The sequence below is a fragment of the Stenotrophomonas ginsengisoli genome (assembly GCF_001431485.1).
Classification (GTDB): Bacteria; Pseudomonadota; Gammaproteobacteria; order Xanthomonadales; family Xanthomonadaceae; genus Stenotrophomonas; species Stenotrophomonas ginsengisoli.
In genome coordinates this window covers 16,127-28,636 of record NZ_LDJM01000042.1, presented here as the reverse complement: position 1 = coordinate 28,636, position 12,510 = coordinate 16,127, and the positions used below count along the sequence as shown (strand labels likewise).

At 67.2% G+C, this 12,510-nt stretch carries 13 protein-coding genes; 8 read left to right on the top strand and 5 right to left on the bottom strand.

What is annotated here, in order from left to right:
- Window positions 1–35 precede the first annotated feature (35 nt).
- Window positions 36–1,622 carry a murein biosynthesis integral membrane protein MurJ gene (gene murJ, locus ABB30_RS13800; RefSeq protein ID WP_057638912.1) on the bottom strand — a complete coding sequence of 529 codons (1,587 nt, stop codon included), beginning with the start codon at window positions 1,620–1,622 and terminating at the stop codon, window positions 36–38.
- A gap of 142 nt (window positions 1,623–1,764) precedes the next feature.
- Between murJ and rpsT the strand changes: the two genes are divergently transcribed.
- Complete coding sequence (rpsT, locus tag ABB30_RS13795; protein WP_057638889.1) at window positions 1,765–2,034, top strand: 30S ribosomal protein S20; 270 nt, start codon at window positions 1,765–1,767, stop codon at window positions 2,032–2,034.
- 237 nt (window positions 2,035–2,271) lie between these two features.
- On the opposite strand, the gene obgE is transcribed toward rpsT, so the two are convergent.
- The 3 genes from obgE to rplU all read right to left on the bottom strand — a co-directional run bounded on the left by obgE (window position 2,272) and on the right by rplU (window position 4,121).
- Window positions 2,272–3,333, bottom strand: a complete 1,062-nt coding sequence (gene obgE / locus ABB30_RS13790) for a GTPase ObgE (RefSeq protein WP_057638888.1) — start codon at window positions 3,331–3,333, stop codon at window positions 2,272–2,274.
- Window positions 3,334–3,523: 190 nt separating this feature from the next.
- Window positions 3,524–3,784 (bottom strand): 50S ribosomal protein L27, encoded by a 261-nt coding sequence (gene rpmA / locus ABB30_RS13785; protein WP_057638887.1) that lies wholly within the window; start codon window positions 3,782–3,784, stop codon window positions 3,524–3,526.
- Window positions 3,785–3,803: 19 nt separating this feature from the next.
- The gene (rplU, locus tag ABB30_RS13780) at window positions 3,804–4,121 is read right to left on the bottom strand and encodes a 50S ribosomal protein L21 (RefSeq protein WP_057638886.1); all 318 of its coding nucleotides are present in this window, start codon (window positions 4,119–4,121) and stop codon (window positions 3,804–3,806) included.
- A 245-nt stretch (window positions 4,122–4,366) separates the two neighbouring features.
- Here rplU and uvrA point away from each other — a divergent pair, with 245 nt between their 5' ends.
- Together uvrA and ABB30_RS13770 are read left to right on the top strand one after the other, a co-directional pair.
- A complete protein-coding gene (uvrA, locus tag ABB30_RS13775) occupies window positions 4,367–7,294 on the top strand; it encodes an excinuclease ABC subunit UvrA (protein ID WP_057638885.1) in 2,928 nt (975 codons plus the stop codon).
- A complete protein-coding gene (locus ABB30_RS13770; RefSeq protein WP_057638884.1) occupies window positions 7,295–7,705 on the top strand; it encodes an acyl-CoA thioesterase in 411 nt (136 codons plus the stop codon).
- A 63-nt stretch (window positions 7,706–7,768) separates the two neighbouring features.
- Here the strand turns inward: ABB30_RS13770 and ABB30_RS13765 are convergent, their stop codons facing one another.
- Window positions 7,769–8,215, bottom strand: a complete 447-nt coding sequence (locus ABB30_RS13765) for a copper chaperone PCu(A)C (RefSeq protein ID WP_083489883.1) — start codon at window positions 8,213–8,215, stop codon at window positions 7,769–7,771.
- Between the two features lie 30 nt (window positions 8,216–8,245).
- On the opposite strand from ABB30_RS13765, the gene ABB30_RS13760 reads away from it, so the two are divergent.
- The 5 genes from ABB30_RS13760 to ABB30_RS13740 are packed head-to-tail and all read left to right on the top strand — an operon-like array spanning window position 8,246 to window position 12,497.
- On the top strand, window positions 8,246–9,025 hold the full coding sequence (locus ABB30_RS13760; protein WP_057638883.1) for an enoyl-CoA hydratase/isomerase family protein: 780 nt from the start codon (window positions 8,246–8,248) through the stop codon (window positions 9,023–9,025).
- Window positions 9,026–9,074: 49 nt separating this feature from the next.
- Window positions 9,075–9,956, top strand: a complete 882-nt coding sequence (gene tesB / locus ABB30_RS13755) for an acyl-CoA thioesterase II (protein WP_057638910.1) — start codon at window positions 9,075–9,077, stop codon at window positions 9,954–9,956.
- A complete protein-coding gene (locus tag ABB30_RS13750; protein ID WP_057638882.1) occupies window positions 9,956–10,474 on the top strand; it encodes a putative signal transducing protein in 519 nt (172 codons plus the stop codon). The genes tesB and ABB30_RS13750 overlap by 1 nt, the downstream gene beginning before the upstream one ends.
- 43 nt (window positions 10,475–10,517) lie before the next feature.
- On the top strand, window positions 10,518–11,270 hold the full coding sequence (locus ABB30_RS13745; protein WP_152980754.1) for an arginyltransferase: 753 nt from the start codon (window positions 10,518–10,520) through the stop codon (window positions 11,268–11,270).
- Between the two features lie 12 nt (window positions 11,271–11,282).
- Complete coding sequence (locus ABB30_RS13740; RefSeq protein WP_057638881.1) at window positions 11,283–12,497, top strand: endonuclease/exonuclease/phosphatase family protein; 1,215 nt, start codon at window positions 11,283–11,285, stop codon at window positions 12,495–12,497.
- The last annotated feature ends 13 nt before the right edge of the window (window positions 12,498–12,510 follow it).

The window sequence follows — 12,510 nt, the reverse complement described above, 5'->3', positions numbered from 1 at the left end:
TGGGAAAGTATAGCCGGGCCCGGCTGGCTCCTGCCTCACCGGGCACGCAGCTCGCGCGGCCGGTAGCCGCACAGCAACAGTACGGCGCCATAGCTGGCCGCGCCGGCGGCCACCATCGCGGCCAGGCGCCAGCCACGCTGCGACCACGACCAGAGCGCAAAATCCGGCCACAACCCTCGCAGCCACAGCAGCACCGCCACCATCGCCACACTGGCCATGGCCAGCTGCAGGGCAAACTTCGCCCAGCCCGGCTGGCGCGCGAACACCCCGGCCCGGCGCAGGTACCAGGCCAGCTGCAGGGCATTGGCCCAGCCGGCAATGGCAATGGCCAGGGCCAGCAGCGCGTGCGCACCCGGCAGCAGCTTCAGCGCGCCGGTGATGCTGCCACCGGCCTGGGCCAGGGCGGCCTGCCCGGCCGGCGTGAGCCACAGCAGGCCAGCCACCAGGCCGAGGGTGGCCAGGGCATTGATCGCCACCGACGCCAGCCCGGCCTTGACCGGGGTGCGCGTGTCCTGGCGCGAGAAGAAGGCCGGGGCCAGCACCTTGACCAGCAGGAAGGCCGGCACCGCCAGCGCCTGGGCCACCAGCGACCAGGCACTCATGCGCGCATCGGTGGGGCTGAAGTTGCCGTACTGGAACAGGGTGAACAGCAGCGCTTCGGCGCACAGCACCAGGCCGATACCGGCCGGAATGCCGATCAGCAGACACAGGCGCAGGCCCCAGTCCAGCCCGCGCGAGTAACCGGCCGGGTCCTTGGCAGCCACCCGCGAGGACAGGTGCGGCAGGATCACCGTGCCGATCGCCACCCCGAACATGCCCAGCGGAAATTCCAGCAGGCGGTCGGAGTAGTACAGCCAGGTCATCGAACCGCCCACCAGCAGCGAGGCGGCAAAGGTGTTGAACAGCAGGTTGAACTGGGCCACCGAAGCACCGAACAGGGTCGGCACCATCAGCTTGCCGATCCGGCGCACCCCGGCATGGGCCAGGTCCCAGCGCGGCAGCGGCAGCAGGCCCAGCCGGAACAGCGACGGCAACTGGAACAGCAGCTGGCCGATGCCGGCGGCAAAAACGCCCCAGGCCAGGGCAAACACCGGCTCCACCCCGAAGCGCTGGGCCAGCGGCGCGCCCCACAGGGCGGCCACGATCATCGACACATTGAGCAGGATCGGCGACAGCGCCGGCACCGCGAAGCGCCCGTAGCTGTTGAGGATGCCGCCAACCATCGCCGCCAGCGAGATGAACAGCGCATAGGGGAAGGTGATGCGCAGCATGTCCACGGCCAGCTGCCATTGTTCGCTACCCGGCACGAAGCCCGGCGCAACCACACTGATCAGCCAGGGCGCCAGCGCAATGGCCGCGGCCGTAATGACCAGCAGGGCGCCGATCAGGGCCCCGGCCACCCGGTCCACCAGCGCCTTGACCGCCGCGTGGTCGCCGTCGGCCTTGTACTGGGCCAGCACCGGCACGAAGGCCATCGAGAAGGAGCCTTCTGCCGACAGCCGGCGCAGGAAATTCGGGATCCTGAACACGGCCACGAAGGCATCCATCGCGGCGCTGGCGCCGAATACCTGGGCGTAGATCAGATCGCGCAGCAAGCCACTGATGCGCGAGAGAAAAGTCATGGCGCTGAAGACCGCAGTCGAGCGCAACAGCCGTGCGCTCAATGGCGCCCCCTTGACAAGTCAACTTGACGTAAAGTTCGGAGGTGATCATACTAGCGTGCTTGCTGTTCCCACTACACCGATTTTTCAGGAAACCACCACCGTGGCCAATATCAAGTCCGCCAAGAAGCGCGCCAAGCAGACCATCGTGCGCAACGAGCGCAACGTTGCTCAGCGTTCGATGCTGCGCACTGCCGTCAAGAAGGTCATCAAGGCTCTGGACGCCAACGACGCCGCAGGCGCCCAGGCTGCCTTTACCGCTGCCCAGCCGATCCTGGATCGCCTGAGCGCACGTGGCCTGATCCACAAGAACAAGGCCGCTCGTCACAAGAGCCGCCTGACCGCCCGCATCAAGGCTCTGGCAGCTGCCTGAGTCTAGTCGGAACGGCACTCGTATCAGGTGCTGCAGCGCCTGATACCTAAAAACCCGGCCTCGGCCGGGTTTTTTCTTGCCCGTAATCGACCCGTACCCGCGGGCGAGCTGCATCAACACAGCAGCATCCACACAGCACGGCGGCCAGCCGCACCAGGCCAGCCACCCCGCTCTTGCCGACATGAAAAAGCCCGGTCAGTGACCGGGCCTTTCAAGCGGGCGAAACACCAGTGCGCCTTACAGCGCGCCCTGCTCGCGGGCCAGCTCCTCGGCCGCTTCACGCTGCTGGTCGAAGAAGGCCATGACCTTGTTCATGATCGGCCAGGTGCCTTCGCGGCCCAGCGCCGAAACCAGGAACCAGGGCTGGTCCCAGCCGAGCTCGGCAATGACCTGGTCGGCCGCCTCGCGCGCCTCGTTGTCGAACATCAGGTCAGCCTTGTTCAGGATCAACCAGCGCGGCTTGGCCAGCAGTTCCGGATCATGCTTCTCCAGCTCGCGCTCGATCGCACGCACCTGCTCGACCGGGGAAATGCCCTCCACCCCACCTTCCATCGGCGAGATGTCCACCAGGTGCAGCAGGATACGGGTGCGCTGCAGGTGGCGCAGGAACTGGGTACCCAGGCCGGCACCGTCGGCAGCGCCCTCGATCAGGCCCGGCACGTCGGCGATGACGAAGCTGCGGTAGTTCTCCACCTTGACCACACCCAGGTTCGGGTACAGCGTGGTGAACGGGTAATCGGCCACCTTCGGGGTCGCTGCCGAGACGGCGCGGATGAAGGTGCTCTTGCCCGCATTGGGGAAGCCGAGCAGGCCGACGTCGGCCAGCAGCTTGAGCTCGAGCTTGAGCACGCGCTCCTCGCCTTCCTCGCCCGGCAGGGCCTGGCGCGGGGAACGGTTGACCGAGCTCTTGAAGTGCATGTTGCCCAGGCCACCCTTGCCGCCCTTGGCCACCAGCAGACGGGCGCCATGGGTGGTCAGGTCGCCGATCACTTCATCGGTATCGACATTGATCACCACGGTGCCGACCGGCACGGTGATGATCTTGTCCTCACCGCCCTTGCCATACATCTGCCGGCCCATGCCGTTCTCGCCACGCTGCGCCTTGAAGATGCGGTCGTGACGGAAGTCGATCAGGGTGTTGAGGTTTTCGTCGGCGACCAGCCATACGCTGCCGCCGTTGCCGCCGTCACCGCCGTCCGGCCCGCCCAGCGGGATGAACTTCTCGCGACGGAAGCCGACGCAGCCGTTGCCGCCGTTGCCGGCGATGACCTGGATTTCTGCCTCGTCTACAAGTTTCATGACGCGCTCGATTGCCTTGTGCGAACCCGGCCACAGTGGCCGTTCGCTGGAAAGTGTAGCCATCCCGGCGCACAGGCCAGGTGGAAGGTGGCGCTCCGATACCATCCGGAGCAATGAAAAGCCCCGCCGAAGCGGGGCTTTTCTCAGCGTTGCAGCGCCATGACGGCGCGCTCGCCGCTAGGTGCGCTGATCAGACAGCAGCAACCACGCTGACGGTACGACGCTTCTTCGGGCCCTTGGTGGTGAATTCCACCTTGCCATCGACCAGTGCGAACAGGGTGTGGTCACGACCCAGGCCGACGCCTGCACCCGGGTGGAACTGGGTGCCGCGCTGACGCACGATGATGTTGCCGGCTTCGATGGCCTGGCCGCCGAAGATCTTGACGCCCAGGTACTTCGGGTTGGAGTCGCGACCGTTACGCGAGGAGCCTACGCCCTTTTTATGTGCCATGACTGCTTCTCCTTAGAGCTTACTTGTTACCACCGGCAACGCCGGTGATTTCGATCTGGGTGTAGTACTGACGGTGACCCTGACGCTTCATGTGGTGCTTGCGGCGACGGAACTTGATGATGCGGACCTTGTCGGCACGACCCTGCTCCACAACCTTGGCGGTCACGGTGGCGCCCTTGACGGCCTCACCGATCTTGATGCCGTCGGCATCGCCCAGCATCAGGATGCTGTCGAAAGTGATTTCGGTGCCGACTTCGGCATCGAGCTTTTCAATGCGCAGGGTTTCACCCTGGGCAACGCGGTACTGCTTACCGCCAGTTACCAAAACTGCGTACATGACCAGACTTCCTCTGTAGTTATTGTGGTCGCGAACGTCTACCCAGACGGATAGACAGGAGCGGGATTGTAGTCCCCCGGTGCCGGGCCAGTCAAACCGCGCAACCGCCACGGTTCAACCTGCATTGGGCCAGCCAAACGCCGGCCGGGCGGCACATTGCCCCCGGCCCGGCGCCTCGCTAGGCTGGTCGACTGCCACCCTCCCCACCTGCCCGGCCTGCGCCGGCAGCGCAACTGGAATCCCCCATGGCGATGGACTACATCCGGCTCCGCGGTGCGCGGACCCACAACCTCAAGAACATCGACCTGGACCTGCCGCGCGACAAGTTGATCGTGATCACCGGCCTGTCCGGCTCGGGCAAGTCCTCGCTGGCGTTCGACACCATCTATGCCGAAGGCCAGCGCCGTTACGTGGAGTCGCTGTCGGCCTACGCACGGCAGTTCCTCAGCGTGATGGAAAAGCCGGACATCGACCATATCGAAGGCCTGTCCCCGGCCATTTCGATCGAGCAGAAGTCCACCAGCCACAACCCGCGCTCCACCGTGGGCACGATCACCGAGATCTACGACTACCTGCGCCTGCTCTACGCCCGCGTCGGCACCCCGCGCTGCCCGGACCACGGCTACCCGCTGGAAGCACAGACCGTCAGCCAGATGGTGGACCAGGTGCTGGCCCTGGATGGCGAGCAGCGCTGGATGTTGCTGGCCCCGGTGATCCGCGACCGCAAGGGCGAGCATGTGCAGGTGTTCGAGCAGCTGCGTGCCCAGGGCTATGTGCGCGTGCGCGTGGACGGGGTGGTCCACGAGATCGACGCGGTGCCGCCGCTGGCGCTGCGCATCAAGCACACCATCGAGGCGGTGATCGACCGTTTCCGCCCGCGTGCCGACCTGGCCCAGCGCCTGGCCGAAAGCTTCGAGACCGCGCTCAAGCTCGGCGAAGGCATGGCCACGGTGATGTCGCTGGACAAGCCGGACGAACCGGCCCAGCTGTTCTCCTCCAAGTACTCCTGCCCGCTGTGCGATTACGCCCTGCCCGAGCTGGAGCCGCGCCTGTTCTCCTTCAATGCACCGATGGGCGCCTGCTCCGGCTGCGATGGCCTGGGCGTGGCCGAGTTCTTCGACCCATCCCGGGTGGTCACCCACCCCGAACTGAGCCTGGCCGCCGGCGCGGTACGCGGCTGGGACCGCCGCAATGCGTATTACTTCCAGCTGATCGCCTCGCTGGCCAAGCACTACGGCTTTGACGTGGATGCGCCGTGGGACAGCCTGCCGGCCAAGGTGCAGCAGGCGGTGCTGTACGGCAGCGGCGCGGAAGCGATCCAGTTCACCTACTTCACCGAGGCCGGTGGCCGCAGCCAGCGCAAGCACCGCTTCGAGGGCGTGATCCCCAACCTGGAGCGCCGCTACCGGGAGACCGAATCGGCCGCGGTTCGCGAGGAACTGGCCAAGTACATCTCCGAGCGCCCCTGCACCGAGTGCGGTGGCGCCCGCCTGAACCGGGCCGCGCGCAATGTGTTCGTGGCCGACCGCCCGCTGTCGGACATCGTCACCCTGCCCATCGGTGATGCCCTGGCCTTCTTCCAGCAGCTGAGCCTGCCCGGCTGGCGCGGCGAGATCGCGGCCAAGATCGTCAAGGAAATCGGCGAACGGCTGGGCTTTTTGGTCGATGTCGGCCTGGATTACCTGATGCTGGAGCGCAAGGCCGAGACCCTCTCCGGCGGCGAGGCCCAGCGCATCCGCCTGGCCAGCCAGATCGGTGCCGGCCTGGTCGGGGTGATGTACGTGCTCGACGAGCCGTCCATCGGCCTGCACCAGCGCGACAACGAGCGCCTGCTGGCCACCCTGACCCGCCTGCGTGACCTGGGCAACACGGTGATCGTGGTCGAGCACGACGAAGATGCCATCCGCCTGGCCGACCATGTGGTGGACATCGGCCCCGGTGCCGGCGTGCACGGTGGCCGCGTGGTGGGCCAGGGCACGATGCAGGATCTGATGGACGCCCCGGAGTCGGTCACCGGCCAGTTCCTGTCCGGCCAGCGCCGGATCGAACTGCCGGCCCGCCGCCACGCGCCCAACCCGAAGATGATGCTGCACCTGCGCGGTGCCAGCGGCAACAACCTCAAGGGCGTGGACCTGGACATCCCGGCCGGGCTGTTCACCTGTGTCACCGGCGTGTCCGGCTCGGGCAAATCGACCCTGATCAACGACACCCTGTTCACCCTGGCCGCCAACGAGATCAACGGTGCCTCGCACACCGTGGCCCCGTTCCGGGAGGTGGAGAACCTGGACCTGTTCGACAAGGTGGTGGACATCAACCAGTCGCCGATCGGCCGTACCCCGCGCTCGAATCCGGCCACCTATACCGGCCTGTTCACCCCGTTGCGCGAGCTGTTCGCACAGATGCCCGAAGCGCGTGCGCGTGGCTATTCGCCGGGGCGCTTCTCCTTCAACGTGCGTGGCGGCCGCTGCGAGGCCTGCCAGGGCGATGGCCTGATCAAGGTGGAGATGCACTTCCTGCCCGACGTCTACGTGCCGTGTGACGTGTGCGGCGGCAAGCGCTACAACCGCGAGACGCTGGAGATCACCTACAAGGGCCACAACATCAACGACATCCTGGAGATGACCGTCGAGGACGCGCTGACCCTGTTCGAACCGGTGCCGGCGCTGGCGCGCAAGCTGGAAACCCTGGTCGATGTCGGCCTGAGCTACGTCAAGCTGGGGCAGAGCGCCACCACCCTGTCCGGTGGCGAGGCCCAGCGCGTCAAGCTGGCCAAGGAACTGAGCCGGCGCGATACCGGGCGCACTCTGTACATCCTGGACGAGCCGACCACCGGCCTGCACTTCCACGACATCGAGGCCCTGCTGGTGGTGCTGCACAAGCTGCGCGACGAGGGCAACACGGTGGTGGTGATCGAGCACAACCTGGATGTGATCAAGACCGCCGACTGGGTGATCGACCTGGGCCCGGAAGGTGGCCACCGCGGTGGCACCATCCTGGCTTGCGGCACCCCGGAAACCATTGCTGCCACGCCCAGCTCGCACACCGGCCGCTTCCTCGCCCCGCTGCTGGCCGGCAGCGCGCCGGGCCAGAAGCCGGCCGCGGTGGCCAACAAGCCCGATGCCCGCCCGCCACGCAAGGCAGCCAAGAAAACCACCCGCAAGAAGGCCGAATAAATGAGCGAGAACACCCCCAAGCTGCTGGCCCGCGTGCCGATCACCGTGCGCTGGCGCGACATGGACGCCATGGGCCATGTCAACAATGCCAAGTACATCTCCTTCCTCGAGGAGGCGCGCGTGCGCTGGATGCTCAGCGTGGAAGGCGTGTCGATGAGCGACCGCATCGCCCCGGTGGTGGCCAACACCAACGTCAACTACCGCGCCCCGATCGTGTGGCCCAACGACATCGTGGTGGAGCTGTATGTGGAGCGCCTGGGCAATTCCAGCGTGACCATTGCCCACCGCATCGTCGATGAGAAGGACGCGGCCATGCTGTATTCGGACGGCAACGTGGTGGTGGTCTGGATGGACACCCAGACCGGCAAGAGCGCCCCGCTGCCCGAGGCGATCCGCAACGCCAGCGTCTGATCGCCTTGCATCCCACAAAAAACCCGGCATGACGCCGGGTTTTTTGTGACTGACAAGGCGATATCAGCGCGCGCGTACCGGCAGATACGCCACATACACCCTGCCCAAACTGTCTTCCAGCTGGATCGCAACCTCGCTACCGACCGTCAAAGCAGGCTTCAGCCCATGCAGCATCAGGTGGAAGCCACCGGGCGAGAGCGTGACCTGCTCATCTGGCGCCAACTGCAACTCGGTGACCTGCCGCATCCGACTGACCCCATCCACAACATCGGTGCGATGCAAGGCCACTTTGTCCGCCTGCAGGCTGGACAGCCTGTCCAAACGAAGCTCGACGGCGACCCGGCAGTTGTTGTGCAGCTGGCCGTAGGCGGCGGTCATGTCGCGACCGGCCACCGGCGCGCGTACCCAGCCCTGTTCCAGCATCAGGCAAGGCGCGGGCAGGCGCTCGGTCCGGGCAGGGCCGCCCAACAGCAGCAGGGTGGTCGCAACCAGCAGCACTTTGACTATCATCGGCCAGATCCCTTCGAGTGAATCCCGAGCATGACCGCCAAGCTTGCGCTGCACAACCACGGCCCCATCCGCCAGATCCAGCTGGCCCATGCGCCGGTCAATGCGCTGGATACCGAGCTGTGCCGCGGCCTGATCAGCGCCATCGAACAGGCCCATACCGATGACGTGCAGGGCCTGGTGATCAGCGGCGGTGACGGCATCTTCTCCGCCGGCATGGATGTGCCGCACCTGATGGCCCACGGCGATGACCGCGGCCGCCTGATGGAAAGCTGGCAGGCCTTCTTCGGTGCGGTGCGGGCCATCGGCCACAGCCGCATCCCGGTGGTGATGGCCATCGGCGGCCACTGCCCGGCCGGCGGTTGCGTGCTGTCACTGGCCGCGGACTACCGGATCATGGCTGCCAGCAGTGATGCCGCCCGCCCCTACCGGATCGGTCTGAACGAAGTGGCCGTTGGTCTGGTCGCGCCGGAAGGCATCCAGCGCCTGCTGCGCCGTCTGGTCGGTGTGCACCGTGCCGGGCAGATGCTCACCGCCGGCGAGATGGTCAGTGCCGAGCGCGCCCATGCCCTGGGCATGGTCGACGAGCTGCTGCCGCTGGAACAGGTCCAGGCACGTGCCATCGCCTGGATGCAGCAGCTGCTGGCCCTGCCCCGCATGCCGATGCTGGGCACCCGCGCCATTGCCCGTGCCGACCTGCACGAGGCCCTGGCTGCCGAACACATCCAGCTGGACCGCTTCGTCGATGCCTGGTACAGCGCCGATGCCCAAGCCGCGCTGACTGCCCTGATGGCCCGCCTGGGCAAGGGCTGAGACCACGGCGGCTATAATGGCCAGCTATCAGCGAGCTGGCCTGGCCGACATGTCCCCCACCGTTATTCCCGAACTGATCGACCTGCTCACCCTGGAGCGTCTGGAAGTGGACCTGTTCCGCGGCCAGAGCCGGGACATCGGCACCCGTTACGTGTTCGGTGGCCAGGTCCTGGGCCAGGCCCTGGCCGCGGCCCAGGCCACGGTCGGCGATGACCGCCGGGTGCACTCGCTGCATGCCTACTTCCTGCGCGCCGGCGATATCGAACACCCCATCGTGTACGACGTGGACCGTACCCGCGATGGCGGCAGCTTCTCGGTGCGCCGGGTCTCGGCAATCCAGAAGGGCAAGGTGATCTTCTTTGCCGCCGCCTCGTTCCAGACCCCGGAAACCGGTGCCGAGCACCAGTTCTCGATGCCGGTGGTACCGCCGCCGGAAGCCATCGACCCGGCCCCGCCGCTGGACGAGCACGTGCTGGCCCGGCTGCCGGCCAAGTTCCAGCGCTGGCTGTCCCACGACGGCCCGTTCGAATTCCGCCATGTGCTGGCCCGCGACGAGTTCAACCCGCAGGCGCTGCCGCCCTACCACCAGGTCTGGGTCCGCCTGCGCGGCCCGCTCGGCGATGCCAGCCCGGCCCTGCACCAGGCCCTGCTGGCCTATGCCTCGGATTTCCACCTGCTCGGCACGGCCACCTTCCCGCACAAGATCAGCTACAACCAGCCCGGTGTGCACATGGCCTCGCTGGACCACGCGCTGTGGTTCCACCGCGATTTCCGCATCGATGACTGGCTGCTGTACTCGCTGGACAGCCCCAGCGCCCAGCAGTCACGCGGACTGACCCGCGGCCAGTATTTCGACCGCCAGGGCCGCCTGGTCGCCTCCACCGCCCAGGAAGGCCTGATTCGCGTGGCACCCGGCCAGGACACCCACTGATGCGCCAGATTTTCTCCAGCCAGCGGGTGGAAACCGCCGAAGCCGTGGCCACCCGCCTGCGCGATGCCGGCATCGAGGTACGCGTCACCAACGGCCGCTCCTACCGCACCCGCCGCAGCGGCCAGTTCAGCTATCTGGACAAGCCGGACAACAAGAACCTGCCCACGGTGTGGGTGGTACGCGCCGATGACCAGGTCCGCGCGCGCGAACTGCTGCGTCAGGCCGGCCTGCTGGAAACCACCCGGCGCGACCCCGGCCAGGCCACCGCGCTGGATTTTTCCAACGTGCAGATCAAACCGCGCGGCCAGGCCAACTGGGGCTGGCGCATCCGCATCGGCCTGCTGTTCGTGATTGCCGCAGTGGCCTTGTTCATCGTCCTGCAGCGCCCCGGCCAGCCGCCCGCAGCGCCGGCCCCGGCAGGCAATGCGGCGCCGGCCACCCAGCAACCGGCCGAACCGGCCCGCGAGCCGGGCGTGGGCGAGGACGAGTTCCGCGTGCGCATCGTGCCGGCCGGCTGAACGGCCAGCCCCGCACACCGCCAGCAGCGCTATGCTGGCGTCGATGAGCGCCTCCTCCATCGAACTGCGACTGTTCCAGAGCACGCCGCACCCGTGCGGCTACTGGCCCCTGCGCACCGCGCGGGACCTGGTCATCGACCCCGATGACCCGCGCCTGGAAAAACTCTATCCGCATGGCCTGGGCTGGGGCTTCCGGCGCTCGGGCAACCTGCTCTACCGCCCGCAGTGCCCGGATTGCCAGGCCTGTGTGCCGGTACGCATCGATTGCGAGCGCTTCGTGCCCAACCGCAGCCAGCGCCGTTGCCTCAAGCGCAATGCCGACCTGCGCTGGCAGATCATCTACGCCCAGCGCAGTGACGAGCAGCTGGCCCTGTACCAGCGTTACCTGGCTGCCCGCCACCCCGGTGGCGGCATGGACAAGCACACCGCGGCCGATTACGACCGCTTCCTGCTCGGCGACTGGTCGCAGACCCGCTTCATGGAAATCCGTGGCCCGGACCACGCCGGCAACGATGCCCTGCTGGCCGTGGCGGTGACCGATGTGACCGTGGCCGGTCTGTCGGCGGTGTACACCTATTACGACCCGCGCAGCCAGGCCCGCGCCCTGGGCACGTATGCCATCCTGCAGCAGCTGCAGTGGGCACGCAGTCGGCAGCTGCCCCACCTGTACCTGGGTTACTGGATCGCCGGCCACGCCAAGATGGCCTACAAGCGCGGCTTCTCCGCCCTGCAGGCCTACGATGGCCAGCACTGGACCCCCCTGCCCGATGACCGGCAAGCGCCACAATCGGCGTGAGACAATGCGCCCATGAAACTGCGCCCCCTGCTCCTGGTTGCCGCCGTGCTGTGCGCGGCCTGCAGCCACACCGCCCCCACCGAACCGACCATGGCCGATGCCGATGCCGATGCCGCGCCGTTGCGCCTGGCCACCTACAACGTCTCGCTGTACACCAACCAGGCCGGTGGCCTGATCGACAAGCTGCAGGCCGGCAGCGACCAGGCCGCCAGCATCGCCGCCGTGCTGCAGACCACCCGGCCGGACATCGTGCTGATCAACGAGTTCGACTTCGATGCTGAGGGCAAGGCCGCTGACCTGTTCCAGCGCAACTACCTGGAAGTGGCCCAGCCCGGTGGCGGGCAGCCGCTGCATTACGCCTACCGCTACCTGGCCCCGGTCAACACCGGCGTGCCCAGCGGTCTGGACCTGGACAATGACGGCGTGGTCGGCGGACAAGGCCGCAGCCATGGCAACGATGCCTGGGGCTACGGCCTGCACCCGGGCCAGTACGGCATGCTGGTGCTCTCGCGCCACCCGATCGATACCGCAGCGGTGCGCAGCTTCCAGCTGCTCAAGTGGCACACCCTGCCCGGCGCCAGCCGCCCGCTGGACCCGGAAAACGGCCAGCCGTTCTGGCCCGATGCGGTCTGGCAGCAACTGCGCCTGTCGTCCAAGTCGCACTGGGATGTGCCGGTGGACACCCCCAACGGGCGCATCCACGTACTGGCCAGCCATCCCACCCCGCCGGCCTTCGACGGCCCGGAAAAGCGCAACGTCGCCCGCAACGGCGATGAGCTCAAGCTCTGGAGCGAATACCTCAAGGGCGAGGCCGACAGCGACTGGCTGTGCGATGACCAGGGCCGTTGTGGCGGCCTGGCCAGCGATGCGCGCTTTGTCATCGTCGGCGATCTGAACAATGACCCGGCCGACGGCAACGGCAACCACAGCCGCATCATCGAATTGATCGAACACCCGCGCGTGCTGCGCATGCCGACCCCGACCAGCGCCGGTGCCAGCGAACTGGGCGCGGCCTATGCCGAGCGCGGGATCCAGCGTCACGGCAACCCGGCCCAGGCCACCGGCGACTTCGGCCCGCGCACCGGCAGCCTGCGCCTGGACTACGTGCTGCCTTCAGCCGGCTTCCAGCTGCTGGGCAATGGCGTGCACTGGCCGGCCAGCGACCAGCCCGGTGTCGAGGCGACCAAGGCCAGCGACCACCACCTGGTCTGGGTGGACGTGCGCTGAGCACCGGCTACCG